This is a genomic window from Pseudomonas sp. MSSRFD41 (genome assembly GCF_014230245.1).
In the GTDB taxonomy this organism is placed as follows: domain Bacteria; phylum Pseudomonadota; class Gammaproteobacteria; order Pseudomonadales; family Pseudomonadaceae; genus Aquipseudomonas; species Aquipseudomonas piscis.
The window spans coordinates 193,403-218,887 of sequence record NZ_JACKZK010000010.1; the positions used below are offsets into that span (position 1 = coordinate 193,403).

At 63.4% G+C, this 25,485-nt stretch carries 21 protein-coding genes; 11 read left to right on the forward strand and 10 right to left on the reverse strand.

Features of this window, described 5'->3' with window-relative positions; genetic code table 11:
* Positions 1-151: 151 nt before the first annotated feature.
* From H7A76_RS17380 to H7A76_RS17390, 3 genes are all read left to right on the forward strand, one after another.
* Entirely contained in the window at positions 152-673 is a 522-nt protein-coding gene (locus tag H7A76_RS17380; RefSeq protein ID WP_185699634.1) for a DUF6586 family protein, read from the forward strand.
* Between the two features lie 50 nt (positions 674-723).
* A complete protein-coding gene (locus H7A76_RS17385) occupies positions 724-1,779 on the forward strand; it encodes a hypothetical protein (protein ID WP_185699635.1) in 1,056 nt (351 codons plus the stop codon).
* Positions 1,780-2,160: 381 nt separating this feature from the next.
* The gene (locus tag H7A76_RS17390) at positions 2,161-2,394 is read left to right on the forward strand and encodes a hypothetical protein (protein ID WP_083457029.1); all 234 of its coding nucleotides are present in this window, start codon (positions 2,161-2,163) and stop codon (positions 2,392-2,394) included.
* Between the two features lie 105 nt (positions 2,395-2,499).
* Here H7A76_RS17390 and sulA read toward each other — a convergent pair whose 3' ends face one another.
* Both sulA and lexA read right to left on the reverse strand, forming a co-directional pair.
* Complete coding sequence (sulA, locus tag H7A76_RS17395; RefSeq protein ID WP_185699636.1) at positions 2,500-2,973, reverse strand: SOS-induced cell division inhibitor SulA; 474 nt, start codon at positions 2,971-2,973, stop codon at positions 2,500-2,502.
* Positions 2,974-2,983: 10 nt separating this feature from the next.
* Positions 2,984-3,589, reverse strand: coding sequence for a transcriptional repressor LexA (gene lexA / locus H7A76_RS17400; RefSeq protein ID WP_185699637.1), 606 nt, complete (start codon positions 3,587-3,589; stop codon positions 2,984-2,986).
* A gap of 251 nt (positions 3,590-3,840) precedes the next feature.
* Between lexA and H7A76_RS17405 the strand changes: the two genes are divergently transcribed.
* Entirely contained in the window at positions 3,841-4,548 is a 708-nt protein-coding gene (locus tag H7A76_RS17405) for a TetR/AcrR family transcriptional regulator (RefSeq protein WP_022643354.1), read from the forward strand.
* Positions 4,549-4,725: 177 nt separating this feature from the next.
* Entirely contained in the window at positions 4,726-5,724 is a 999-nt protein-coding gene (gene nagZ / locus H7A76_RS17410) for a beta-N-acetylhexosaminidase (protein WP_185699660.1), read from the forward strand.
* A 24-nt stretch (positions 5,725-5,748) separates the two neighbouring features.
* Here nagZ and H7A76_RS17415 read toward each other — a convergent pair whose 3' ends face one another.
* From H7A76_RS17415 to mfd, 3 genes are read right to left on the reverse strand one after another with little or no spacing between them, the layout of a single operon-like run.
* Complete coding sequence (locus H7A76_RS17415) at positions 5,749-8,439, reverse strand: DEAD/DEAH box helicase (RefSeq protein ID WP_185699638.1); 2,691 nt, start codon at positions 8,437-8,439, stop codon at positions 5,749-5,751.
* 11 nt (positions 8,440-8,450) lie between these two features.
* Positions 8,451-9,020 (reverse strand): CsiV family protein, encoded by a 570-nt coding sequence (locus H7A76_RS17420; RefSeq protein ID WP_185699639.1) that lies wholly within the window; start codon positions 9,018-9,020, stop codon positions 8,451-8,453.
* A 10-nt stretch (positions 9,021-9,030) separates the two neighbouring features.
* Positions 9,031-12,480, reverse strand: a complete 3,450-nt coding sequence (gene mfd / locus H7A76_RS17425; protein ID WP_185699640.1) for a transcription-repair coupling factor — start codon at positions 12,478-12,480, stop codon at positions 9,031-9,033.
* 353 nt (positions 12,481-12,833) lie between these two features.
* On the opposite strand from mfd, the gene H7A76_RS17430 reads away from it, so the two are divergent.
* Positions 12,834-14,297 (forward strand): glyceraldehyde-3-phosphate dehydrogenase, encoded by a 1,464-nt coding sequence (locus H7A76_RS17430; RefSeq protein ID WP_185699641.1) that lies wholly within the window; start codon positions 12,834-12,836, stop codon positions 14,295-14,297.
* A 60-nt stretch (positions 14,298-14,357) separates the two neighbouring features.
* Here the strand turns inward: H7A76_RS17430 and H7A76_RS17435 are convergent, their stop codons facing one another.
* Positions 14,358-15,659, reverse strand: coding sequence for an MFS transporter (locus H7A76_RS17435; RefSeq protein ID WP_185699642.1), 1,302 nt, complete (start codon positions 15,657-15,659; stop codon positions 14,358-14,360).
* Positions 15,660-15,980: 321 nt separating this feature from the next.
* Between H7A76_RS17435 and H7A76_RS17440 the strand changes: the two genes are divergently transcribed.
* Positions 15,981-16,961: an FAD:protein FMN transferase gene (locus tag H7A76_RS17440; protein ID WP_409519192.1), complete on the forward strand. Its 981-nt coding sequence runs from the start codon at positions 15,981-15,983 to the stop codon at positions 16,959-16,961.
* Positions 16,962-17,161: 200 nt separating this feature from the next.
* Positions 17,162-18,556, forward strand: coding sequence for a Si-specific NAD(P)(+) transhydrogenase (sthA, locus tag H7A76_RS17445; RefSeq protein ID WP_103327134.1), 1,395 nt, complete (start codon positions 17,162-17,164; stop codon positions 18,554-18,556).
* A 42-nt stretch (positions 18,557-18,598) separates the two neighbouring features.
* On the opposite strand, the gene H7A76_RS17450 is transcribed toward sthA, so the two are convergent.
* Both H7A76_RS17450 and H7A76_RS17455 read right to left on the reverse strand, forming a co-directional pair.
* A complete protein-coding gene (locus H7A76_RS17450) occupies positions 18,599-19,321 on the reverse strand; it encodes a glycerophosphodiester phosphodiesterase (protein WP_022643361.1) in 723 nt (240 codons plus the stop codon).
* Positions 19,322-19,372: 51 nt separating this feature from the next.
* The gene (locus H7A76_RS17455) at positions 19,373-19,960 is read right to left on the reverse strand and encodes a PilZ domain-containing protein (protein ID WP_185699644.1); all 588 of its coding nucleotides are present in this window, start codon (positions 19,958-19,960) and stop codon (positions 19,373-19,375) included.
* Between the two features lie 94 nt (positions 19,961-20,054).
* Between H7A76_RS17455 and H7A76_RS17460 the strand changes: the two genes are divergently transcribed.
* From H7A76_RS17460 to H7A76_RS17470, 3 genes are all read left to right on the forward strand, one after another.
* Positions 20,055-21,305: a lipoprotein-releasing ABC transporter permease subunit gene (locus H7A76_RS17460; RefSeq protein ID WP_053138647.1), complete on the forward strand. Its 1,251-nt coding sequence runs from the start codon at positions 20,055-20,057 to the stop codon at positions 21,303-21,305.
* A 7-nt stretch (positions 21,306-21,312) separates the two neighbouring features.
* Positions 21,313-21,996, forward strand: coding sequence for a lipoprotein-releasing ABC transporter ATP-binding protein LolD (lolD, locus tag H7A76_RS17465; RefSeq protein WP_185699645.1), 684 nt, complete (start codon positions 21,313-21,315; stop codon positions 21,994-21,996).
* A 71-nt stretch (positions 21,997-22,067) separates the two neighbouring features.
* Complete coding sequence (locus tag H7A76_RS17470) at positions 22,068-23,312, forward strand: lipoprotein-releasing ABC transporter permease subunit (protein ID WP_185699646.1); 1,245 nt, start codon at positions 22,068-22,070, stop codon at positions 23,310-23,312.
* 36 nt (positions 23,313-23,348) lie between these two features.
* Here H7A76_RS17470 and H7A76_RS17475 read toward each other — a convergent pair whose 3' ends face one another.
* A complete protein-coding gene (locus H7A76_RS17475; protein ID WP_185699647.1) occupies positions 23,349-24,710 on the reverse strand; it encodes a heavy metal sensor histidine kinase in 1,362 nt (453 codons plus the stop codon).
* Entirely contained in the window at positions 24,710-25,390 is a 681-nt protein-coding gene (locus H7A76_RS17480; RefSeq protein ID WP_185699648.1) for a heavy metal response regulator transcription factor, read from the reverse strand. The genes H7A76_RS17475 and H7A76_RS17480 overlap by 1 nt, the downstream gene beginning before the upstream one ends.
* Between the last annotated feature and the right edge of the window lie 95 nt (positions 25,391-25,485).

The window sequence follows — 25,485 nt, forward strand, 5'->3', positions numbered from 1 at the left end:
AGCGCTGTAGGGCGACCTCCGCGCGGTGACTGACAAGGCCGCATGTTCCCTTGGAGCATGCGGCCTTTCTTTTGGCTTGCGGCCGGCGTGAGCGATCCCTGAAACTGCGATACCCGCATCCGGCTCTGTTCTTATGGTGGAGGCTGCCTACATGGCCCATGAGCTCTATACCCGTACCAATCAGAAAATCTATTTCGCCGGCTTGGCCCTGGAGGCTTTGGCGCGGGCGCAAGAGGGGCGGGCGATGAATGCCCAGGCCCTGGTCCAGGCTGGCCGCGAATCGGTGTTGTTTCACCTGTACGGGGCGCTGCTCGGGTTGTGCCACGAGATTGCCGGGTTCTATCGATTGCCCCAGGCAGGTGCTTCCCGCGTGGAGCAGATCCTCAATCGTGAGGTGCTGGAAAACATCGCCATTCCCGAGCTGGCGGAGTTGGTCGAGCTGGCGCAGAGCCCGCAAAGCTGGCTGGCGCAGTTGCTGACCGCCTATGGGACTTTGCTCCAGCCGCCAAGGGCGCCCCACAAGCCCAAGGGCGATGTCACCCAGCCGTTGATCGTGGCGGTCAGCCTGGATGAAGAGGAGCCGCCAGAGCTGGGGCATGAGGAGCTGGAAAGCTGGCGGCAGAATCTCAAGGCCCTGGCCATTCGTTTTCGGGACGGCTTGAACGAGTGTTGAGCCCGGACGCCGACTGATCCGCTGTACGACAATTTGATCAAGGAAGATTCATGCTGTTCTTCTTGCGTGACCAGGCATTGGTTCGCCTGCTTCATGACGCTCAGGTGCGGGTCGCCCGTGCCCGCTCAAACGCGGATTTGCTGGAGGTGCTCGACAGGCTCGAGGTGTTTCCCGGCGGGCTGGAGTTCAATCATATGCAGTCGATAGTCCTTCTGGTGCTGGCCTTTGCCACCTTTGCCGCGATGTGGTTGATGGATGGCATGGGTGGGATGTTCTGGCTGGGTCTAGCCCTGGTCTTTTTCAGCTACTACATCGGTAAAGGGCTTTCTGGATCATCGACGGACCTGGCCGCCAGCATTGCTCGCAAATGTGCACTGTTCTGCAATGAATTGAGCGAATTCGACAGTACCGCCGAGTGGCGCCTGAAGAAGCTCAATAGTGAATTCATCGAATATCAGCGAGGCAATGAGCGACGTCACATCGTCGACTCGGTCCAGGGCGTCTATCGGGGAGGCTGCCACCGGCTGGCGCTCGAATACCACCACCTGCAGTACGTTACCTCCAGCAACCAGCGTGGGCCGGGTGGCAGCTACAGGAAGGTCTTCGATACCTTCAATCGCTATAGCCTGGTGGTGGATTTCCCTTGGGTGATGGATATCGCGGTTCGTTCCAGTCCTTTGCCGGCCCCACAGACGTTGCAGCCGTTCAAGACCGGTTGCAGCGCTTTCGATGAGACCTTCGTACTGTGGGGCAATGATCAGGCCGGTTGCGAGCGATTCGCCACGGGCGCGACCCTGGGTTTTTTGCTGGAGTTGGCGCGTCGCCTGGATAAGGTCAACCTGGAGTTTTCCAGCCAGGGGCGGCTCTGCCTGAGCTTCGGCGATGAGATCATGGCCCGTGCCGATCTTGGGGCGTTGAGCGATCTTGCCGTCTTTCGTCAGCGGATCGTGGAGGGGATTGAGCTACCTGGGCTGTTTTCGGTGCTGGAATGGGTGTACCAGTTGGTGCTGCTGCAAGGTGGTCCAGTCGATCCGGCCTCGCAGGAAGAAGTTCGGCAGGAGAACCCGAGTTCAGTGTTTTTGACTCTCAAGCACGATGCGCAGTGAGTGCGTTTGCACTATTGAGTAGTGGCGTGGGCTCAATCCGGCGCAGTTTTGCTGGTGGTTATCGGCAGGCTCAAGTCTTCCATCACCCAACCTGGGATTAGCAGCATTTCAACAATAGCGTCCAGTTGTTCACGTGGTTCGGTGGTCAATCGATTGAATGTGAGCAGGCTTCTTACAGCGCCGTTCTCTGCTGGTCAGGTTGCAATGGATTTTGAATACAAGCCAAATTTTTGAAGATACCAAGAGGTTCTCGCGCTATTGCGCTGCTGCTGGTTGGTACCTGGTTCTTCGAGAGGCAGCCAATCGGACTCAAGCGATTCCCGCGCGAGGTTCGGGCGATGGCTGGTATAATCCTTCGCCTTTCGTGGAGAATAAATCTATATGCCAACGTCCTTTCTAGAAATTGTCGAGTTGCCAGACGGCCGTATCGAGCTGCGCAGGGCTGAAGACGAGGGTTCTCTGGTGACTTTGGATTTCTCCGAGGATGCCAAGGCCTTTCTGCAAGGCCAGCATGTGGAAGTGGCCAAGGCCATGTTGAGCGTCGGCGTACAAATGGCTGGCCGCTTGGTCGAGGGTGAAATCGAGAAGGAAGAAGGGCCGCGGGTTCTTCACTAAGGCCCGTCCATCGGTTTCTTTAGGCCGCTCGTCGCGTTGTTTCGGCTTCTCAGTCCTGGAGAAGCCTTGAATCATCCAAGCGTGTCTCCAGCTATTTCCCGTTGTTTATCCCAGGCGGATATTCAGGCTTTGTGCCTCGCCAGTCCGCGCAGCGCTGACCAGCTGTTGCCTGGCGCTGCTGCTCAGTGGGTTCAGCCAGCTGACCACCGTATGGCTACGGCCCAGGCGCAGGGCTTCGCAGGCCAGTTGTTGAGGGCTCTGGGTGCCTCGTGGGTGCAGTAGCAGGATGCGTTCGCGATTCAGGCCGGCATCCCGCAGCCAGGCCTGGGTAACACTGGAGGGCGGGGCGATCAGGGTGAGCCAGCGGGCATCCTGGTCCTGGCTCAGTTCCCTGAGGATGGGGGCCAACAGGTTCAGGCAGTTCCCGGCGGCGCCACGTAATGACAGTTCGCTGAAAGCTTCTGGGGCATTGTTCCAGGGCGATTCGGCTGCTTCCTTGAGAGCCGGCGCCAGGGGTTGGGCCAGGAATGCTTCGAACAGCGGGAGCTGTGCTTGCTGGGGGATATGGGGGAACTGCATGGAGCCTCCTTCAGCGGCGAATGACGCCGACACTCAAGCCTTCGATCACCAGTTCCTGGTCTTTCAGGTTGACTTCAATGGGGGCGAACTCGGGATTCTCGGCAATCAGCCAGACCTTGCTGCCTTCGCGCTTGAAACGCTTGACCGTGACTTCGTCGCCGATGCGTGCCACGACCACCTGGCCGTTGCGAGCTTCACGGGTGGTGTGCACGGCCAGCAGGTCGCCATCGAAGATGCCGATGTCCTTCATGCTCATGCCGTGGACCCGCAGCAGGTAGTCGGCGCGCGGATGGAAGAAAGTCGGGTTGATGTTGCAGGACTCTTCGATGTGCTGCTGGGCGAGGATCGGTGCACCAGCGGCGACCCGGCCAATGATCGGCAGGGTGTCGTCGCTTTTGGCTTCGAAGCCCGGGATACGGATGCCGCGGGAGGCGCCTGGAGTCATCTCGATGGCTCCCTTGCGTGCCAGTGCCTTGAGGTGTTCCTCGGCGGCATTGGGGGACTTGAAGCCCAGTTCCTGCGCGATTTCGGCGCGGGTCGGCGGATAGCCATTGTCTTCGAGGCAACGTTTGATAAAAGCCAGAATCTCAGCTTGGCGTGGCGTCAGTTTTAGCATGTCGATCGCTCTGTCTTTTTATACAGTTGCTGGGATTATATACAGTGGACCTGGCTTGGCAATCCTCCTTTTGCCATGCCCGGCCCGACGGTTGTCGTCCTGGCATCGGAATCTGCCGGCCCCGGCAGGCTACAGCGGCCGGCAGGTATGATTAAATAGCGCGCCGGAAGGCCTCGGGAAGGGCAGGCAGGCTTGACAATAAAGAGCCTGAAACGTATGTTTCAAACAAGTGTTTGTCAGGCGGAGTAGCCATGGCCCAGTCGGAAACCGTTGAACGCATTCTCGATGCTGCCGAGCAGTTGTTCGCGGAAAAAGGTTTTGCCGAAACCTCGTTGCGCCTGATCACCAGCAAGGCCGGGGTCAACCTGGCGGCGGTCAATTACCATTTCGGTTCCAAGAAAGCCCTGATCCAGGCGGTGTTCTCGCGCTTTCTCGGGCCGTTCTGCATCAGTCTCGATCGCGAACTGGAGCGGCGTCAGTCCAAGCCCGACAGCAAGCCGAGCCTGGAAGAGCTGCTGGAAATCCTCGTGGAACAGGCCTTGGTAGTACAGCCGCGCAGTGGCAACGACCTGTCGATCTTCATGCGCTTGCTGGGCTTGGCCTTCAGCCAGAGCCAGGGCCACCTGCGGCGTTACCTGGAAGACATGTACGGCAAGGTATTCCGCCGCTACATGTTGCTGGTCAATGAAGCGGCGCCACGTATTCCACCGATCGAGCTGTTCTGGCGGGTGCACTTCATGCTGGGTGCTGCGGCCTTCAGCATGTCCGGGATCAAGGCCCTGCGGGCCATCGCCGAGACCGACTTCGGGGTCAACACTTCCATCGAACAAGTGATGCGCCTGATGGTGCCGTTTCTGGCCGCCGGCATGCGTGCCGAAACCGGCGTCACCGACGAAGCCATGGCCAGCGCCCAGCTCAGGCCGCGCAGCAAGCCGGCCCCGGCAGCCGCCAAGGCCTGACCCTCCGGCTGGGCGCGACAGCTTACATCCGCTAAGCTAGCCGCCCATGCCGATTCTCGTTTTCCACTTCCGTATTTTCCCCTTCGCGACATCGATCGCCGTGGGCGCCTGTGTCTCATGGCTGCCGGTGTCGATGGTGTGCGCATTCGTGTTTAAGGAAACTCCATGACCGCTGGCCTGCAAGGCTCCTTAATGGTGGACGTCGCCGGTACCTGGCTGACGGCCGAAGATCGCCACCTCCTGCGTCAGCCCGAGGTGGGCGGGTTGATCATCTTTGCCCGCAATATCGAGCATCCACGCCAGGTGCGCGAGCTGTGCGCGGCGATCCGGGCGATCCGTCCCGACCTGCTGCTGGCGGTGGACCAGGAAGGTGGCCGGGTGCAGCGCTTGCGCCAGGGCTTCGTCCGCCTGCCGGCGATGCGTGCCCTGGCCGACAACCCGAATGCCGAGTACCTGGCCGAGCAGTGCGGCTGGGTCATGGCCACCGAAGTCCTGGCGGTTGGCCTGGATCTGAGTTTCGCGCCGGTGCTGGATCTCGATCACCAGCGTAGCGCTGTGGTGGGCACCCGGGCCTTCGAAGGCGATCCGGAGCACGCCGCGCTGTTGGCCGGAGCCTTCATCCGGGGCATGAACAGCGCCGGCATGGCGGCCACCGGCAAGCACTTCCCCGGCCATGGCTGGGCCGAGGCGGATTCCCACGTGGCGATCCCCAATGACGAGCGCAGCCTGGAGGAGATCCGTGCCAAGGACTTGCTGCCATTCGCCCGCCTGAGCAAGCAACTGGCGGCGGTGATGCCGGCCCATGTGATCTATCCGCAGGTCGACGGCCAGCCGGCCGGCTTCTCGCGGCGCTGGCTGCAGGACATCCTGCGCGGCGAGTTGCGGTTCGACGGAGTGATCTTCAGTGATGACCTGTCCATGGCCGGAGCCCACGTAGTGGGCGACGCCGCGAGCCGGATCGAGGCGGCCCTGAGCGCCGGATGCGACATGGGCCTGGTGTGCAACGACCGCGCTGCCGCCGAGCTGGCCCTGAGCGCTGCCCAGCGCCTCAAGGTCAGCCCGTCGCCACGGATCGCGCGGATGCGTGGCCAGGCCTTCGCCGACTTGGAGTACAAGCAGGATCCTCGTTGGTTGACCGCGCTGGCCGCGTTGCGTGATGCGCAGTTGATCGACTGATCCCGATCCCTTCGACAGGCCGCCTCAGCGGCCTGTCTTGTTATCCGGCAGCGGGGCGAACAATGCCTCGATGTCCTCGCCCTGCAGTTTCCAGTCGCCAGCCTGGCGTCCATCCAGTACGCCTGCCGCCAAGTCGGATTTTTCCTGCTGCAGGTGCTGGATCTTCTCTTCTACGGTACCCCGGGCGATCAGCTTGTAGACGAACACCGGCTTTTCCTGGCCGATGCGATAAGCCCGATCGGTAGCTTGGGTTTCGGTGGCCGGGTTCCACCAGGGGTCGTAGTGGATCACGGTGTCGGCCTCGGTCAGGTTCAGGCCGACCCCGCCGGCCTTGAGGCTGATGAGGAAGATCTGCAGCTTGCCGCTCTGGAAATCCCGCACCGGGGTGCGTCGGTCCCGGGTCTGGCCGGTGAGCAGGCCGTAGGTGATGTTGCGTCGCTTGAGCTCGATCTCGATCAGGCCCAGCATCGAGGTGAACTGCGAGAACAGCAGGATGCGCCGGCCCTCGTCGAACAGTTCCTCGAGCATGGCCATCAGGCTGTCGAGCTTGCCGGACGAGCTGCCGCGGGCTGGCGGCGAGTCGTTGACCAGGCGCAGGTCACAGCACACCTGGCGCAGCTTGAGCAGCGCTTCGAGGATGATGATCTGGCTGCGCGCCACGCCCTTGCGGGTGATCTCGTCGCGAACCTTCTTATCCATGGCCAGGCGCATGGTTTCGTAGACGTCGCGTTGCGCCTCGTTGAGCTCGACCCAGTGGATGATCTCGGTCTTGGGCGGCAGTTCGGTGGCCACCTGTTCCTTGGTTCGGCGCAAGAGGAACGGCTTGATCCGGCCGTTGAGGTGCTGCAGGCGCGCCTCGCTGGCTTGCTTCTCGATAGGCACGCGGTAGTCGCGATTGAAGCTCTTGGCGTCCCCCAGCCAGCCTGGCAACAGGAAGTGGAACAGCGACCAGAGCTCGCCCAGGTGGTTTTCCAAAGGCGTACCGGACAGGCACAGGCGCTGCCGGGCATTGAGCTGGCGGGTGGCCTGGGCGGCCTTGCTCGACGGGTTCTTGATGTATTGGGCTTCATCCAGGATCAGCACGTGCAGCGGCTGTGTGGCCAACTGTTCGAGGTCCTTGGGGAGCAGGGCATAGGTGGTCAGCAACAAGTCGTAGTCGGCCAGCTGCGGGAAATGCTTCTTGCGCCCGGCGCCGTACAGCGCCAGGACCTTGAGCTGCGGCGTGAAGTGCGCGGCTTCATCCAGCCAGTTGGGGATCAGGCTGGTGGGCATCACCACCATGCACGGGCGATCCAGGCGCCCGGCGTTCTTCTCGCTGAGGATGTGGGCCAGGGTCTGCAGGGTCTTGCCCAGGCCCATGTCATCGGCCAGGATGCCGCCCACTTCCAGTTGGCGCAGCGACTGCATCCAGCTCAGGCCTTCAAGTTGATAGGGGCGTAGGGTCGCGTTGAGTCCCTCGGGGACTGGCGCTGAATAGTCGCGGATGTCCCGCAAGCGCTGGGCGAAGCTGCGAATGTGCTCGCCACCCTCCCAAAGCAGCGGTAGTTCCTCGAGCGGGTTGAGGCGGATGGCGTCGGCGTTGCTCAGGCGCAGGGCCAGGTCGCTGTTTTCCTGCAAGTAGAACTCGCCCAGGGTCGCCAGCACTGGCTTCAAGCGGCCATAGGGCAGCGCCACCTGCAGCGGGCCGTGCAGGGAGTTGGGGTGGTTGGGAATGTTCACCAGGATCAGCTCGTCGTCGCGGCGCTTGGCCAGGCGCTCCGGGTTGAGGATCTCGGTGTGCGAGCGCATCAGGTTGAGCAGGATCGGCAGCAGGCTCAGGCGCTCGCCGTTGACGATGATCCCCAGCTCCAGGTCGAACCAGTCCCGTCCCGGGGCTTCGTCGACGCTGGCGTACCAGTCGTCCACTGCCGTCAGGTCGAAGCCGAAACCCTCGTCGATCTGCAGCTCCCACTGTTGTTCGCGCAGCTTGGGCAGCTCGTTGAGGGTGAAGGTCAGCCAGGCGCTGTCGTTGACCATCTCGTACAGCTCGCCGGCGCTTTCCGGGAGCGCCTTGCTTTGCCGAGTGGCGATCTTGAAGCCCAGGGCGCGCAACTGCTCGCGACAAGCCTGCTCCTGCTCTGGCTGGCGCTTGATGCGCAGGGTCTGCTGTTCCTGGCGGATGATCAGGTCGGCGTGCTTCTGGCCGCTGACGTATTCGCCCAGGTAATTGAAGGACAGCGCGGCGCGGTGCTGGATATAGCGCTGCATCTTGCCGTTGCGCGGTTCGAAGGCGCTGAACTCGATGCTCGCCAGCCATAGCCGGGGCACCGGTCGCACGTCGTCCAGCAGTTGCTGGGGCGCAGCCGGTGGGCGGCGGCTGTCGAGCACGGCGGAGAGTTTCTCCAGGAGCTCGGCGTCCTTGGCCGCCGCCGGGTAGGCCAGGATGTCCTCCACTTGCAGTAGGACGGCGGCGATGTGCTTGCAGTTGCTGTGTACCGGGCACGTGCAGTGGCCGTCGATCAGCAGCAGGTTGCCCTTGCTCGACTCGCGCAGGGTAATGGTCTGGCGGTAGACATTGCCGCCGGAGCCTTCGCAGCTGGCAGTGATAGCGCTGTCTCCAGCGCTGGCGATACGCACGCGCTTTTCCAGTGCATAACGCCGGCCGCGCTCCAGGGTTTGTTCCTTGAAGCGGTTGACCCAGGACGGGGCCAGGGGTTTGGTCGGGGGCGGGGTCATAGGGACTTCGATCAGTCCGGGATTTCAGTTGGGGCGGGACGCGGTGCCGGCGCGGTCAGCGAAGTGATCTTGATCAGCAGCGCCAGGTGGCCGTTATCCAGGTAGTTGAGCTGGCCATTCTTGGTGTGGCTTTGCTGCCTCAGGCGCTCGCTGCGGGTGACCAGGCCGTTGCTGTCGATCTGGTTGACCCAGAAGTCGGCATTGACGTCGGTGAAGCGCCCAAGGGTCAAGCCCAGGGTGCCTTCGATGGGGAACTGGCCGAACTGCTCGGGGCCGTCGCTGATGGCCACCTTGACCGGGGTTTCCCCCAGGGTCTGTTGCCAGGCGCGGTGCAGCAGCACGCTGTAGTTGCCGCTGGCGCCGAGTTTCTCGACGATGCCGCCCAGGGCCGGGGTGCGCTGGCTGTCCGGCCCCAGGCGCTGGGCGCCGGCGGCCCAGTCCTCCGGAGCGGCGCGGCTGATGATCTGGGGTTCGGCATTCTGGCGTACCAGGATCATTTCCACCTGGTACAGGTCGTCGGCCAGGGCCGTTGGCGCGACGACCAGGGCCAGGAGCAGGGGCAAGGAGCGGAACAGGCGCATGGGGCGTCCTTCAAGCAGTTTTCGGGGTGAGGCTCTCAAGCAGGGCCTCCAATGTATTAAAGCGCTCTTCAGGGCGTTCCATCGGCACCATGAACTTGAACAGGGTCGCGCCTTCGAACTTGTAGCGCTTGGGCTGGCCCTGGATCAGCTTGATCAGGGCCAGCGGGTCCACCGGCGTATCCGCGGCGAACTCGATGCGCCCGCCCTGGGGGCCGCCATCGATCTTCTTGATCCCCAGCTGCTCGGCCTGGAGCTTGAGCTGGGTCAGGCGGATCAGGTTCTTGGTCGGCTCCGGCAGCAGGCCGAAGCGATCGATCATCTCCACTTGCATGTCCTTCAGGCCGTCTTCGTCGGTGGCCGAGGCGATGCGCTTATAGAGGATCAGCCGGGCATGGACGTCCGGCAAGTAGTCCTCGGGAATCAGCGCCGGCAAGCGCAGGTTGATTTCCGGGCCGCCGCCCAGGGGCTGGTCGAGGTTCGGCTGCTCGCCCTTGCGGATGGCCTTCACCGCCCGCTCCAGCATCTCCATGTACAGGGTGAAGCCGACGGCCTGGATCTGGCCGCTCTGGCCATCGCCCAGCAGTTCGCCGGCACCGCGGATTTCCAGGTCGTTGGTGGCCAGGACGAAACCGGCCCCCAGGTCCTGGGTGTTGGCGATGGCTTCCAGGCGTTTCTCCGCATCCGCGGTGATCTGCTGGCGTGGCGGGGTCAGCAGGTAGGCGTAGGCCTGGTGGTGGCTACGGCCGACGCGACCGCGCAACTGGTGCAGCTGGGCCAGGCCGAACTTGTCGGCGCGCTCGATGATGATGGTGTTGGCGCTGGGCACGTCGATGCCGGTCTCGATGATGGTCGAGGCGATCAGCACGTTGAAGCGCTTGTGATAGAAGTCGCTCATCACTTGTTCCAGCTCGCTCTCGCGCATCTGCCCGTGGCCGATGCCGATCCGCGCTTCGGGGACCAGTTCGGCGAGGTCGGCGGCGCATTTCTCGATGCTCTTCACATCGTTGTGCAGGTAGTACACCTGGCCGCCCCGCAGCAGTTCGCGCAGCAGGGCTTCCTTGACCGTGCTCTTGTTCTGCTCCATGACGAAGGTCCGCACCGACAGGCGCCGGGCCGGCGGCGTGGCGATGATCGACAGGTCGCGCATGCCCGAGACCGCCATGTTCAGCGTCCGCGGGATCGGCGTGGCGGTGAGCGTGAGGATGTCCACTTCGCTGCGCAGGGCCTTGAGCTGCTCCTTCTGGCGCACGCCGAAGCGGTGTTCCTCGTCGATGATCACCAGGCCCAGGTTCTTGATCTTCACATCGTCCTGCAACAGCTTGTGGGTGCCGATGACGATGTCGATCCTGCCCTCGGCCAGGTCCGCCACGGCGGCGCTGACTTCCTTGGCCGACTTGAAGCGGCTCATGACCTCCACGGTCACCGGCCAGTCGGCGAAGCGATCGCGGAAGCTGTTGTAGTGCTGCTGGGCGAGCAGGGTGGTGGGGACCAGGATCGCTACCTGCTTGCCGCCATGCACGGCGATGAACGCGGCGCGCATGGCCACTTCGGTCTTGCCGAAGCCCACGTCGCCGCAGACCAGGCGGTCCATCGGCTTGGGCGAGAGCATGTCCTCGCGCACGGCCTCGATGGTGCTCTGCTGGTCGGGGGTTTCCTCGAAGGGAAAGCCGGCGCTGAAGGTCGCATAGTCGGCCTTGGGGTCGGCGAAGGCATAACCTTCCCGGGCAGCTCGACGGGCATAGATATCCAGCAGTTCGGCGGCCACGTCGCGTACTTGCTCGGCGGCCTTGCGCTTGGCCTTCTGCCAGGCTTCGGAGCCCAGGCGGTGCAGGGGCGCGAGGGAGTCGTCGCTGCCGGTGTAGCGGGCGATCAGATGCAGGTTGGCCACCGGCACGTAGAGCTTGGCGCCCTCGGCATACTCCAGGGTGAGGAATTCGGCGGCCTGGTTGTCGATCTCCAGGGTCGCCAGGCCCAGGTAGCGGCCCACGCCATGGTCGATGTGCACCACCGGCGCGCCTTCACGCAGTTCGGTGAGGTTCTTGATGACCGCGTCGTTGCTGGCGTCGGCGCGTTTCTCCCGGCGCCGGCGCTGCATCACGCGCTGGCCGAACAGCGGGCTTTCGGCGACCAGCGCCAAAGCCGGTTCGTCCAGCGCCAGGCCTTCGTCCAGGGGTGCGATGGTGATCGCCAGGCGCTCCTTGCTGGCGACGAAGTCCGGCCAGTTGTCGACGGTCCTGGGGCGCAGCTTGAGGCGCTCCAGCAGCTCCAGCAACACCTCCCGGCGCCCAGCGGATTCGGCGGTGAACAGCACGCGGCCAGGGAATTCGTCGAGGAACCTGGAAAGGGCCGCCAGCGGCTGGTTGGCCTTGGCCTCGATGGCAAGATCTGGCAGTGCGCGCGCGGGGAAGCGCTCGCGACCGACGCCGGTCTCGATGTCGTGCTGGCTGGCCACCACCCGTGGCCAGCTCTTCAGCCGGGCGAAGCAGTCTTCCACCGGCAGGAACAGCTCGGCCGGCGGCAGCAAGGGCCGCGAGGGGTCGATCCGGCGTTCTTCGTAGCGGTTGCGCACGTCGTTCCAGAAGTTTTCCGCGGCTTGCTCGATGCCCGGCAGGGAGAACACCTGGGTGTCCTGGGGCAGGTAGTCGAACAAGGTCGAGGTTTCTTCGAAGAACAGCGGCAGGTAGTACTCGATGCCGGCGGGGGTGATCCCGCTGGACAGGTCCTGGAAGATCGGGCAGCGGCGGAAGTCCACGTCGAAGCGTTCGCGAAAGCGGGCCTTGAAGCGGGTCACGGCTTCTTTCTGCAGGGGGAATTCCTTGGCCGGCAGCAGGCGCACCGAGTCGACCTTGTCGATGGAGCGCTGGTTTTCCGGGTCGAAGGTGCGCAGGGTCTCGATCTCGTCATCGAACAAGTCGATGCGGTAGGGCAGCTTGCTGCCCATGGGGAACAGGTCGATCAGCGCGCCACGCACGGTGAATTCACCGTGCTCGTAAACCGTGTCGACATAGCGATAGCCGCTGGCTTCCAGGCGGGTGCGCATCAGCTCCACGTCGAGCTTCTGGCCCACGTCCAGCACCAGGCTGCTGCCCAGCAGGAACTGGGTTGGCGCCAGGCGGTGCAGGGCGGTGGTGATCGGCACCACCAGCACGCCGTGCTCCAGTTCCGGCAGCCGATAGAGGCTGGCGATGCGCTGGGAAATGATGTCCTGGTGCGGCGAGAACAGGTCGTAGGGCAAGGTTTCCCAGTCGGGGAAATGCAGGACCGGCAGATCCGGGGCGAAGAAGCTCAGCTCCTGTTCCAGCCGGTCGGCGCTTTGGCTGTCGGCGGTCAGCAGGAGGGTGAAGCGCTTGGCGGCGCTGGCGGCTTCGGCGATGGCCAGGCTCAGGGCGGCACCGGGCAGGTTGCCCCAGTGCTGTTTCCCGGTGGCGGCGGGGAGTAGCGGTAGACGCAGGACAGGCACGGACGGTCAAGCTCCAGGCGTTGCGACAAAGTCGGTAATTGTAACGGGCCGGGGTCGCCACTGTCAGTGGCTGATGTGTCGATCGGGCCTGTTAAGGAAAATGTAGTGGCAATGACAAAATAATCGGCTTTTGACGGCAAAATGTAGTGCCGATGTCGGGCGGTGTTACGGAGGGTTACGGATAGAAGGTCTGGCGCGGGTAAAAATTGGCGTCGCTGGAAGCCGCGTGTTTACTGGGCTGCAGCGCGGTGTCAATTTTTTTGCAAGGGCTTTTGTTACGTTCCGCACGACAGGCGCGCATTGCTAGAGGAGGCTCTGGGCGGCATAATGTAGCCCCTTTTTTCTGTCCCTACATGTGGAAGGTTCCCGTGACTCAGAAGCCCGACCAGTGTCTTGGTGAATGGATCGACCGTGAAGCACTCGCAGAAGCGATGATTCCGCTTATCGGTCAGCTCTACCGCAACAACAATGTGGTGAGCTCGATCTATGGCCGCAGCCTGATCAACCAGTCTGTCATCGCGATTCTCAAAGCTCACCGCTTTGCTCGCCATCGTCAGTCCGACGACAGCGAATTGTCCGTCCACGAAACGTTCCCTCTCCTGAAGGCCATGAGCGAGCTCAAGCTCGGCGCGGCCTCGGTTGATCTGGGCAAGTTGGCTGTCAAATTCAAAACCCAGGGCAATGGCCGCACCGCCGAACAATTCGTTCGCGAAGAGCTGGCCGATGTCGTGGGCCAACAAAACGCCTCGGCGCGCAAGGGCACTGACGTAGTGCTGTACGGCTTCGGTCGTATCGGTCGCCTGCTGGCGCGTATCCTGATCGAGAAGACCGGTGGCGGCGACGGCCTGCGCCTGCGCGCCATCGTGGTGCGCAAGGGCGCCGAGAACGACCTGACCAAGCGCGCCAGCCTGCTGCGTCGCGACTCGGTGCACGGTTCGTTCAACGGCACCATCACCATCGATGAAGCGAACAACACCATCACCGCCAACGGCAACCTGATCCAGGTGATCTACGCCAAGAGCCCGAGCGAAGTCGACTACACCCAGTACGGCATCCACGATGCGCTGATCGTCGACAACACCGGTGTATGGCGCGATGCCGATGGCCTGGGCCAGCACCTGGCCTGCCCGGGCGCTGCCCGCGTGGTCCTGACCGCACCTGGCAAGGGCGCGCTGAAGAACATCGTGCACGGCATCAACCACGGTGAAATCACCCCTGACGACAAGATCGTTTCCGCTGCTTCTTGCACCACCAACGCCATCGTGCCGGTGCTCAAGGCCGTGAACGACCAGTACGGCATCGTCAATGGCCACGTCGAAACCGTTCACTCGTTCACCAACGACCAGAACCTGATCGACAACTTCCACAAGGGCAGCCGTCGTGGCCGCGCCGCGCCATTGAACATGGTGATCACCGAGACCGGTGCCGCCACCGCTGCCGCCAAGGCGCTGCCTGTACTCAAGGGCAAGCTGACCGGCAACGCGATCCGTGTGCCGACGCCGAACGTGTCGATGGCCATCCTCAACCTGAATCTGGAAAAGGCCACCACCCGCGACGAGATCAACGAGTACCTGCGCCAGACCGCCATGCACTCGGAGCTGCACAAGCAGATCGACTTCGTCAATTCCCAGGAAGTGGTGTCCACCGACTTCGTCGGTTCGCGCCACGCCGGTGTGGTCGATGCCGAAGCCACCATCTGCAACGACAACCGCGTTGTCCTGTACGTCTGGTACGACAACGAATTCGGTTACAGCTGCCAGGTAGTGCGCGTGATGGAAGACATGGCCGGGGTCAACCCGCCAGCGTTCCCACGCTAAGCGTCCATCGATGTGAAAACGCCCCGGCTTGTCGGGGCGTTTTTGTTTGTGCCGATAGGCCTACCGAGCACCGCCAGTCACGCTCGTCTGCGCGGTCCGCAGGGCATGGCGGTTGCCGTGGAACAGCACCAGGGTGGCGATCAGCCCCAGCACGGCGGCGCCGCTGAGCCAGATCCCGGGAGCGGCCTTGTTGTCCAGCACGTGGATCAGGTAGGTGCAGGCTGCCGGAGTGAAACCGCCGAAGGTGGCGGTGGCCAGGCTATAGGCCAGGGAGAAACCGGTGGTACGGACTTCGGCGGGCATGATTTCGGTCAGGGCCACCACCATGGCGCCGTTGTAGGAGCCATAGAGGAAGGACAGCCACAGCTCGACGATCAACAAGTGGCTGAAGCTGGGGTTGGCCACCAGCCAGGACAGCGCCGGATAAGCGGTGAGAATCGCCAGGATGGTGGCGCCCAGCAGCAGTGGCTTGCGCCCGATCTTGTCCGACAGCGAACCCATGACCGGCAGCCAGAAGAAGTTGGACGCGCCGATGCACACGGTCACCAGCAGCGAGTCGAAATCGGACAGGTGCAGTTCAGCCTTGCCGAAGGTCGGGGTGTAGGCGGTGATCAGGTAGAAGGACACGGTGGTCATCACCACCAGGGCCATGCCGGCGATGACGAGGCCGAAGTTCTGGCCGATCGAGCGCACGATTTCCTGCAGGGTCGGACGATGCTTGCGCGCCTGGAATTCCGGGGTTTCCTCCAGGGAGCGGCGAATCATGAAGATGGCTGGCACGATCATGCAGCCCACCAGGAAAGGGACGCGCCAGCCCCAGTCACCCATCTGCTCGGGGCTCAACCAGTGGTTCAGGCCGACGCCCAGCAAGCCGGCGAATACCACGGCGGCCTGTTGGCTTGCCGATTGCCAGCTGACGAAGAAGCCCTTGCGGCCGGGAGTGGAGATCTCGGCCAGGTAGACCGAGACGCCACCCAGCTCCACGCCGGCGGAGAAGCCCTGCAGCAGGCGGCCGAGCAGGACCAGCAGCGGCGCGGCCACGCCGAGGGTGGCGTAGCCGGGGACGCAGGCGATCAGTACGGTGCCGGCGGCCATCAGCGCCAGGGTGATGATCAGGCCCTGGCGGCGGCCATGGCGGTCGATATAGGCGCCCAGGAAGATCGCCCCCAGGGGACGCATCAGGAAGCCTGCGCCGAAGGTCGCCAGGGACAGCATCAACGATGCGAAGGCGCTGTCGGCGGGGAAGAAGGTCTTGGCGATCGCCGTGGCGTAGAAGCCATAGACCATGAAGTCGAACATCTCGAGAAAGTTGCCGCTGACAACGCGAAAGATCGCCTTGCCTTTGCCCGTGGTCGTGGACATGTTTTGCACTCACTTTGGCTGTCTTGTTAGCAATCCCTGGTCATTGGTCGTCCTCACTGCAAAGGTGGGGGCGCGAGGCTGCACACTGAACAGTTTTGTAACAATATGTGTGTGGAAGGGATCAGGCAACTAAAACTCTTGGTCATGGCGCGATGGCTCTAGCTTGTGGCTTTGCCTTTGTCTTTCAGGGGAAGTGGGTAGGTGAATGCCGTTCCGTCTGTCGCATAATGGCTTTTTGCTTGATGGGCAGGCCCTGCGGGTGGCCGTTCTGGAGGAATGACCTTGGCAGGTAGCAGGCAGTGGCAGGTGCTGTGGGGTGTGATGGCGTTATTGGCCGGATGTGGTGCCGGGGAGCGTTTGGAAAGCATTTCCGGGCCGACCATGGGCAGCACCTGGTCGGTGCAATATGTCCGGCCTTCAGGAGGGCCGCAGGCAACTGCGGTCAAGGCTGAGGTCGAGGCGATCCTGGCTGAAGTGGATCGCCAGATGTCCACTTACCGCAGTGATTCGGATATCGAGCGATTCAATCGGTTGCCAGCCCATGCTTGCCAACCCATGCCCGAGCCGGTGTTGCAGCTGGTGCGGGTTGGCGAGCAGCTGTCCCGTGGCAGCGATGGGGCCTTCGACCTGACGGTGGAGCCGCTGCTGGATCTCTGGGGCTTTGGTCCGCAAGGGCGGGTCGAGAAGGTGCCGGACGCGACGGCGCTGGCCGAGGTGCGGCGACGCGTGGGGCATGGGCTGCTGCGCATCGAGGGATCGCAGTTGTGCAAGGACGCGGCAGTGGAGGTGGATTTCAACAGTATCGCCGCTGGCTACGCGGTGGATCGCATCGCGGCGCGGCTCGCGGAACTGGGCATCAGCAGCTACCTCGCCGAGGCCACTGGCGAGCTCAAGGCGGCCGGGCGCAAGCCTGGAGGCGCACCCTGGCGCGTCGCCCTGGAGGAGCCCCGGGACGATCGGCAAGTGGCCGAGCGAGTGATCGCCGTGGACGGTTATGGCGTTTCCACCTCCGGCGACTACCGTCATTACTTCGAGCAGGACGGCCAGCGTTATTCCCACACCTTCGATGCCCGGCTCGGCCGGCCCATTACCCACAAGCTGGCAGCGGTGACCGTGGTCCACCGCTCGGCGCTGATGGCCGATGGCTTGTCGACGCTGTTGCTGATCCTCGGTCCCGAGGCTGGTTGGGACTATGCAAAAAAAAATGATATCGCCGCATTTTTTGTGCTGCGTGCCGATACAGGTTTCGTCACGCGTGGCAATCCGGCGTTCGAGCAATTGTTCGCCGGGCAGGCCAACTGACCTTGCATGGGTTGTGGACGCGGTAGTGCAGGCAAAAGTAGCTTACGACGCGACCAAGGGTTAATGTGCGCGGCGTTGACGCTTCTATAGACTGTGCCCGGGTTCGTAACCGAGCCAAATTGATCCTTCATGTCGCTGGCCGCGGCATGATTTAGCCGTCGATGCCAAGCGGGCATCGCGGCCTGTTCTGAGGAGTACGCATGGCTGTCTACAACTACGACGTAGTGGTGCTGGGTTCAGGCCCCGCAGGAGAAGGTGCGGCGATGAACGCCGCGAAAGCAGGACGCAAGGTGGCGATGGTCGACAGTCGTCGCCAGGTCGGCGGTAACTGCACGCACCTGGGTACCATCCCGTCCAAGGCCTTGCGTCACTCGGTCCGGCAGATCATGCAATTCAACACCAACCCGATGTTCCGGGCCATCGGTGAGCCGCGCTGGTTTTCCTTCCCGGACGTGCTCAAGAGCGCGGAGAAGGTCATTTCCAAGCAGGTGGCCTCGCGTACCGGCTACTACGCGCGCAATCGGGTCGACGTATTCATCGGCACCGGCAGCTTCGCCGACGAGCAGACGGTCGAAGTGGTTTGCGCCAATGGCGTAGTGGAAAAACTGGTGGCCAAGCACATCATCATCGCCACCGGCTCGCGCCCTTATCGCCCGGCGGACATCGATTTCAACCACCCGCGTATCTACGATAGCGACACCATCCTCAGTCTCGGCCATACCCCGCGCAAGCTCATCGTCTACGGTGCCGGAGTGATCGGTTGCGAATACGCCTCGATCTTCAGCGGCCTGGGTGTACTGGTGGAACTGGTGGACAACCGCGGCCAGTTGCTCAGCTTCCTGGACTCGGAGATCTCCCAGGCCCTGAGCTACCACTTCAGCAACAACAACATCACCGTGCGCCATAACGAAGAATACGAGCGGGTCGAGGGCGTGGATAACGGTGTGATCCTGCACCTCAAGTCCGGCAAGAAGATCAAGGCCGACGCCTTGCTCTGGTGCAACGGCCGTACCGGCAACACCGACAAGCTGGGCATGGAGAACATCGGGATCAAGGTCAATGGCCGTGGCCAGATCGAGGTGGACGAGAACTACCGTACCAGCGTCCCGAACATCTACGGCGCCGGCGACGTGATCGGCTGGCCGAGCCTGGCCAGCGCCGCCCACGACCAGGGTCGCTCCGCTGCCGGCAGCATCGTCGACAACGGCAGCTGGCGTTTCGTCAATGACGTGCCGACCGGGATCTACACCATTCCCGAGATCAGCTCGATCGGCAAGAACGAGCAGGAACTGACCCAGGCCAAGGTGCCCTACGAAGTGGGCAAGGCGTTCTTCAAGGGCATGGCCCGGGCGCAGATCGCCGGTGAGCCGCAAGGCATGCTGAAGATCCTGTTCCACCGCGAGACCCTGGAAGTGCTGGGCGTGCACTGCTTCGGCTACCAGGCATCGGAGATCGTGCACATCGGCCAGGCGATCATGAACCAGCCGGGCGAGCTCAATACCCTGAAGTACTTCGTCAACACCACCTTCAACTACCCGACCATGGCCGAAGCCTATCGGGTCGCTGCGTACGACGGCCTCAACCGGCTTTTTTGAGCGGCTCCGGCCGGTGGCCTGAGCCGGCCGGGGAGACCGATTTCAGTAATTCTCGAGGGTGGCGCTGGCCAAACCGGGAAAGTCTGTAATCAGGCTGTCTACGCCGAAGTCGGCGAGCCTGCGCATCAGCGCTGGCTCGTTGACGGTCCACACTGACACATGCAGGCCCTGGCGCTGCGCCCGTTGCAGGCGTTCCGGGGTGCACAGGGTCCAGTTCAGCGCAAGAATCTCGCAGCCATAGCTCTGGGCGACCTTCAACGGGTCGAGCCAGGCGTATTCGGCTACCAGTCCACGGGACAGGTCCGGGGTCAGTTCAAGCGCCGCCTTGAGGACTTCGCGAGAGCTTGAGGTCACGGTGACCTTGTCCAGCAGGCCGAAGCGCTGGGCCATTTCGCGAATCGCCAGCACGGTGGTGGCGGCGCGGGTGCGTGAGGCGCTCTTGACCTCCAACTGCCAGTGCTCGAAGTCGCATTTCTCGAACAATTCTTCCAGGCGTGGAATGGGGCAGGGGCTGACCCAGCCCGGCCCGCCCTTGCGGGCGTCGTAGGTCACCAGTTCGGCGGCGCTGTGCTCTACCACCTTGCCGCGTCGATCGGTGGTGCGCTTGAGGGTCGGGTCGTGGATCACCATCAGTTCCCCGTCCATGGACAGGTGCAGGTCGAGCTCGCAGCGGCGCACGCCGTGCTTGAGGCATTCCTGGAAGCTGGTCAGGGTGTTTTCCGGCGCTTCGCCCTTGGCGCCGCGATGGCCATAGATCAGGGTCACAATTGCTCCTTCAAGGGGGTGGTTGTTCTTCAGGGAGGGCCGGCGCAGGGTTCAGCCGGCGGCTGGGTCGTTCTGTTCCCGGGCCTGGCGGCGTTGCTGGGCCTGTTTCTGCAGGATGTAGCGGGCCAGCAGCTGGCGCTGGGAGTCGGTCAAGGCTTCGAACTCGGTGCCGATCTCGAAAGTGCCGAAACCCTGGGGTTCGCAGTGGGTGACCTTGGCCCGCAGCAGCAGGCCCAGGGCCTGGGGCATCAATAGCAGCTTCACCGCCAGCTGGCTGCCGGAGGGATAGCACTGGTGATGGCTGAACTCGATGCCGCCTTCGGAGAGGATCACCCGCTGCGGTTCGCCGAACTTGCCCTGTACGGTCTGGGCCACCACCTGGCCGAGCAGGTCGATGCGCTTGTTCATAGCCTTGAGATAGCTGGCCAGGGTGCGATCGCGCTCGCTGACCTGGCGTAGCAGGTGCTGGGATTCGAATTCGCTCAGGTGCAATTCGCTGAGCAGATTGAACAGCACGGATTCATCCTGCAACACTTCCTTGCTCGCCGCATCGTGGGCGGACAAGGGGCTAATTTCCAGTGCGATCGTGTCCTCGATACGGTAGTATTCGCGGCGATCTTCTTCATCTAATGTCGACATGGCGAACCCATGGTAGAGGCGGTGGTCTGAGTGTAAAGCTGCTTACCAGGCCTCGCCACAAGGACGTCTTCTTTTCCTCCGAACAAGCCCCGACATGTTCAGACCTCTGTTTGCTTTCATCGGCACGCGTTATACCCGTGCAAAGCGTCGCAACCATTTCGTGTCATTCATTTCCCTGACTTCGATGATCGGCCTCGCCCTCGGCGTGATCGTGATGATCGTGGTGTTGTCGGTGATGAATGGCTTCGACCATGAGATGCGCACCCGCGTGCTGGGCATGGTGCCCCATGCCACCATCGAATCCGGCGAGCCCATCAGTGACTGGCAGGGCCTGGCCGCCAAGGTCAAGGCCAATCCCCAGGTGCTGGCGGTGGCTCCCTTCACCCAGATGCAGGGCCTGTTGACCAACAACGGCCAGGTGCAGAAGGTGTTGCTCAATGCCATCGACCCGGCCCAGGAGCGCCAGGTCTCGATCATCGACCACTTCATGCAACAGGGGCAGCTCGATGCCCTGGCGCCCGGCAGTTTCGGCATCGTCATCGGTGACAAGGCCGCCAACAAGCTGGGCGTCGGCCTGGGCGACAAGCTGACCTTCGTCGCCCCCGAGGTCTCGGTGACCCCGGCGGGCATGTTCCCGCGCATGAAGCGCTTCACCGTGGTGGGTATCTTCCACGTTGGCGCCGGCGAGATCGATGGCTACCTGGGCCTGACCAACCTCCAGGACCTGGGCCGCCTGCACCGCTGGAAACCGGACCAGGTCCAGGGCTTGCGGTTGAAGTTCGACGACCTGTTCCAGGCGCCGCGCACGGCCTGGCAGATCGCCCAGGAGCTGGGCGAGAACCATTTCTACGCCCGTGACTGGACCCGCACCCACGGCAACCTGTACCAGGCCATCCGCATGGAAAAAGCCATGATCGGCCTGTTGCTGTTGCTGATCGTCGCGGTCGCGGCTTTCAACATCATCTCCACCCTGGTGATGGTGGTGAACGACAAGAAGGGCGACATCGCCATCCTGCGTACCCTGGGTGCCACGCCGGCGACCATCATGGCGATCTTCATGGTCCAGGGTACGGTGATCGGCGTGGTCGGCACCCTGATCGGCGCCGTGCTGGGCATGCTCGCGGCGTTGAATGTCAGCGCTGCGATCGCCGGCCTCGAGCGCCTGATCGGACACAAGTTCCTCAATGCCGACGTGTACTTCATCGACTACCTGCCGTCCCAACTGATGGCCGAGGACGTGTTGATGGTCTGCGGTGCGGCATTGGTCCTGAGTTTCCTCGCCACCCTGTATCCTGCCTGGCGTGCGGCGCGCACCCAGCCTGCGGAGGCGCTACGTTATGAGTGAGTTGGGCATGAGTGAAAAAGCAATCCTGAGCTGCCGCGACCTGGGCAAGTCTTATGAGGAAGGCCCGGAGTCGGTGGTGGTCCTGTCCGGCCTGCAACTGGAACTGCATCCGGGAGAGCGGGTAGCCATCGTCGGCAGCTCCGGTTCCGGTAAAAGTACCTTGCTCAACCTGCTGGGCGGCCTGGATACCCCTTCCAAGGGCAGCGTCTGGCTGGCCGGCGAGGAGCTCTCGGCCCTCGGCGAGAAGGCCCGCGGCCAGCTGCGCAACCGCGCCCTGGGCTTCGTCTACCAGTTCCACCACCTGTTGCCGGAATTCACCGCCCTGGAGAACGTCTGCATGCCGCTGCTGATCGGTCGTACACCGATCCCGGAAGCCCGCCAGCGGGCCACGGCGCTGCTGGAGCGGGTCGGCCTGGCCCATCGCCTGGAGCACAAGCCCGCCGAGTTGTCCGGCGGTGAGCGCCAGCGCGTGGCCATTGCCCGCGCCCTGGTGAACAAGCCGGGGCTGGTGATGCTCGATGAGCCCACCGGCAACCTTGATTCCCATACCGCCCAGGGCATCCAGGACCTGATGCTGGAGCTCAGCACTTCGATGCGCACCGCCTTCCTGGTGGTGACCCACGACATGAGCCTGGCCCGGCAGATGGATCGCGTATTGCACCTGCAAGAAGGTCACCTGGTCGCGATCTGAGGCGACCGCACGCGGCGCCGGCGGCTCGTCGGCCGGCGCCGGGTCATTAATCTTTTCAGGGTGCCTTGCCCATGTTCCGACCCTTATCGATCTTTATCGGCACGCGCTACACCCGCGCCAAGCGGCGTAACCGCTTCGTTTCCTTCATCTCCATGACCTCGATGATCGGCCTTGCCCTGGGTGTGCTGGCGATGATCGTGGTGCTCTCGGTGATGAACGGCTTCCAGCGGGAAATGAGCTCGCGGATCCTCGGCATGGTGCCCCATGCCACCATCGTCGGGATCAAGCCCATCGACGACTGGCAGCCGGTGGCCGCCGCAGCCTTGAGCAATCCGCAAGTCACCGCGGCGGTGCCGTTCACCGAAATGGAGGGCATGTTGTCCTACAAGGGGGCGATGCAGCCGATCCAGATCAGCGGCATCGACCCGGCCCAGGAAGGCAAGGTCTCCATCGTCGCCCAGCACATCGTCCAGGGCAGCCTGCAAGACCTGAAGCCCGGCGAGTTCGGGGTGGTGATCGGCGAGATCACGGCCCGGCGGTTTCGCCTGAATGTCGGCGACAAGCTGACCCTGATCGTGCCGGAAGTCAGCACGGCGCCCGGTGGTATCACCCCGCGCATGCAGCGCCTGAATGTGGTGGGGGTATTCAAGGTCGGTGCCGAGCTGGATGGATCCATGGGCCTGATCCACGTGGCCGATGCCGCTGAAATGCAGCACTGGCAGCCCAACCAGGTGCAGAGCGTGCGCCTGGCGGTGAAGGACCTGTATGCCGCGCCGCAGGTTTCGGCGAGCATCGCCAAGGGCCTGGGAGCGGACTTCAGGGCCGATGACTGGACCCATACCCAGGGCAGCCTGTTCAGCGCGATGAAGATGGAAAAGACCATGATCGGCCTGCTCCTGCTGATGATCGTCGCGGTGGCGGCCTTCAACATCATCGCCACCCTGATCATGGTGGTGAACGACAAGGGCGCGGATATCGCGATCTTGCGCACCATCGGCGCCACTCCGCGGCAGATCATGGCGATCTTCATGGTCCAGGGGACGGTGATCGGCATCGTCGGCACCCTGATCGGCGGCGTGCTGGGCGTCCTGGCGGCGCTCAACGTGAGCGAGCTGGTGGGCTGGCTCGAACGCCTCAGCGGCCAGCAGATCTTCAGCTCCGACGTGTACTTCGTCAGCAACCTGCCTTCGGAACTGCAGGGCGGCGATGTGGCGCTGATCTGCAGCGCCGGGTTCATCCTGAGCTTCCTGGCGACCGTCTATCCTGCCTGGCGCGCCTCCAAGGTCGAGCCGGCCCAGGCGCTGCGCTACTCCTGAGCCCCGGCCCCCTGCGCTGCGCGATGGCGCGGGGGCTCAGGCTTGCTTGGGCAACTCGATCACGAAGCGAGTCCAGCCCGGGCCGGATTCGCAATGGATCTGCCCGCCATGGGCGCGGACTATCGACTGGGTGATGGCCAGCCCCAGCCCCGCATGTTCGCTGCTGCCTTCACGGCGCGTCGGATCGGCCCGGTAGAACCGGTCGAACAGGCGTGGCAGCACGTCCTTGGCGATACCTTCGCCGCTGTTCTCGATACTCAGTGACAGGTTTTGCGGCCGATCGCTGATCCGCACCTGCACCGTGCCGGCAGCGGGAGTGAAGCGCAGTGCGTTGTCCAGCAGGTTGGACAGGGCCCGGCGCAGCATACTGCGGTCCCCGGAAATCCGGGCGCTGCCCTCGCGGCTGAGGTGGACTTGCGCGTCCTCGGCCAGGGGGCCGTAGAACTCCAGCAGCATGTCGGTCTCCTGGGCCAGGTCGAGCATTTCCCGTCGGGGGGCCAGCAGGCCATGGTCGGCCTTGGCCAGGTACAGCATGTCGTTGACCAACTGCGCCATCCATTGCAGCTCTTCGAGATTGCTGTGCAGGGCCTCGCGGTAGTCCTCGATGGGCCTGGGGCGGGTCAGGGTGACCTGGGTATGGGTCAACAGGTTGGACAGCGGCGTGCGCAGTTCATGGGCGATATCGGCGGAGAAGGCCGAGAGCCGCTGGAACGACTCGTCGAGGCGGCCGAGCATGGCGTTGAAGCTGCCGGCCAGTTCCGCCAATTCGGCGGGCATCTGCTCCGCCGACAGGCGTTGGTTCAGGGAGTTGGCGCAGATGCCGGCCGCCACGCTGCCCATGCTGCGCAACGGGCGCAGGCCGCTCCGGGCCGCCCAGGCGCCGAGCAGGGCCGTGGCCAGTGCCGACAAGCCTACGGTGAGCCAGATCAAGTGCTGCATGCGTTGCAAGAAGTGCTGGTGATGGGTGATGTCCAGCAGCAAGGTCAGCCGTGGCGAGTCCGGCTGGCCGGGCACCAGCGCTGCGTTGTAGACCCGATAGGCGGTTCCGGCCAGGTCCAGGCTGTGCAATCCGGGGCTGGTGGGCAGCGGGGCGGCCAGGGTTGGCAAGGTATCGAACCAGGCCTGGCCATCGGCGGCGCCCACACGCAGCGCCAGGTCCGGCTGGTGCTGCAGTTCATCCTGCAGTCGTGGCTGGTGGCGGGGAAAGTCCGCCGCCGTGGTGACGTCCTGCAAGGCGCTGCGCAGGGCGATCAGCTTGCCTTCCAGCAGTTGCTGGTCCAGCTCGACGAAGTGCGCCTGGCTGGCCCGGTTGAAGAGTATGCCGGCCAGCAGCGAGACCACGGCGGTGCAGGCGGCGAACAGCAGCGCCAGGCGCCCGCTCAAGGACAGGCGGCGCATCAGGCCTGGCGCTCTTCGAGCACATAACCCATGCCGCGCACGGTATGGATCAGCTTGTTGGAGTAGTCGTCATCGATCTTCAGGCGCAGGCGGCGGATCGCCACTTCGATGACGTTGGTGTCGCTGTCGAAGTTCATGTCCCAGACCTGGGAGGCGATCAACGACTTGGGCAAGACCTCGCCCTGGCGCCGCAGGAGCATCTCCAGCAGGGCGAACTCCTTGGCGGTCAGGTCGATGCGCTGGTTGCCACGCTCCACCCGGCGCCGGATCAGGTCCAGGCGCAAGTCGGCCAGCTGCAGGCTGGTTTCCTGGGCCGCGCTGCCGCCCCGGCGCAGCAGGCTGCGAACCCGGGCCAGCAACTCGGAGAAGGCGAAGGGCTTGACCAGGTAGTCGTCGGCGCCCAGTTCCAGGCCATGTACCCGGTCTTCCACCGCGTCGCGGGCGGTGAGGAACAGCACCGGCATCTCCAGCCCGGCTGCCCGCACCGCTTGCAGGATCTGCCAGCCGCTACGGCCGGGAAGCATCACATCGAGAATCAACAGTGCGTAGTCGCCGGTCAGCGCCAGGTGCTGGCCGGTATTGCCGTCGGCCACCAGCTCGGTATTGAAGCCGGCCTCGCTCAGGCCCTGGCGCAGGTAGTGGCCGGTCTTGGGTTGGTCTTCGACGATCAATAACTTCATGGCGGGACTCTTGGCATATGGAACCGGGGCTTTATACCTTGCAGGGGCGCTGCGCAGGTGAAGCTGACAAAGTTGTAATCTACTTGTCAGCTGGC

Bases quoted from the DNA above. Each gene is read 5' to 3' on its own strand.
- H7A76_RS17435 (WP_185699642.1), bottom strand. From the start codon at position 15,659: ATGTCCACGACCACGGGCAAAGGCAAGGCGATCTTTCGCGTTGTCAGC.
- sulA (WP_185699636.1), bottom strand. From the start codon at position 2,973: ATGCAGTTCCCCCATATCCCCCAGCAAGCACAGCTCCCGCTGTTCGAA.
- H7A76_RS17430 (WP_185699641.1), top strand. From the start codon at position 12,834: ATGTGGAAGGTTCCCGTGACTCAGAAGCCCGACCAGTGTCTTGGTGAA.
- H7A76_RS17440 (WP_409519192.1), top strand. From the start codon at position 15,981: ATGGCGTTATTGGCCGGATGTGGTGCCGGGGAGCGTTTGGAAAGCATT.
- H7A76_RS17455 (WP_185699644.1), bottom strand. From the start codon at position 19,960: ATGTCGACATTAGATGAAGAAGATCGCCGCGAATACTACCGTATCGAG.
- H7A76_RS17405 (WP_022643354.1), top strand. From the start codon at position 3,841: ATGGCCCAGTCGGAAACCGTTGAACGCATTCTCGATGCTGCCGAGCAG.
- H7A76_RS17475 (WP_185699647.1), bottom strand. From the start codon at position 24,710: ATGCGCCGCCTGTCCTTGAGCGGGCGCCTGGCGCTGCTGTTCGCCGCC.
- H7A76_RS17390 (WP_083457029.1), top strand. From the start codon at position 2,161: ATGCCAACGTCCTTTCTAGAAATTGTCGAGTTGCCAGACGGCCGTATC.
- H7A76_RS17380 (WP_185699634.1), top strand. From the start codon at position 152: ATGGCCCATGAGCTCTATACCCGTACCAATCAGAAAATCTATTTCGCC.
- H7A76_RS17415 (WP_185699638.1), bottom strand. From the start codon at position 8,439: ATGACCCCGCCCCCGACCAAACCCCTGGCCCCGTCCTGGGTCAACCGC.
- sthA (WP_103327134.1), top strand. From the start codon at position 17,162: ATGGCTGTCTACAACTACGACGTAGTGGTGCTGGGTTCAGGCCCCGCA.
- H7A76_RS17470 (WP_185699646.1), top strand. From the start codon at position 22,068: ATGTTCCGACCCTTATCGATCTTTATCGGCACGCGCTACACCCGCGCC.
- H7A76_RS17460 (WP_053138647.1), top strand. From the start codon at position 20,055: ATGTTCAGACCTCTGTTTGCTTTCATCGGCACGCGTTATACCCGTGCA.
- lolD (WP_185699645.1), top strand. From the start codon at position 21,313: ATGAGTGAAAAAGCAATCCTGAGCTGCCGCGACCTGGGCAAGTCTTAT.
- H7A76_RS17385 (WP_185699635.1), top strand. From the start codon at position 724: ATGCTGTTCTTCTTGCGTGACCAGGCATTGGTTCGCCTGCTTCATGAC.
- H7A76_RS17420 (WP_185699639.1), bottom strand. From the start codon at position 9,020: ATGCGCCTGTTCCGCTCCTTGCCCCTGCTCCTGGCCCTGGTCGTCGCG.
- H7A76_RS17480 (WP_185699648.1), bottom strand. From the start codon at position 25,390: ATGAAGTTATTGATCGTCGAAGACCAACCCAAGACCGGCCACTACCTG.
- lexA (WP_185699637.1), bottom strand. From the start codon at position 3,589: ATGCTAAAACTGACGCCACGCCAAGCTGAGATTCTGGCTTTTATCAAA.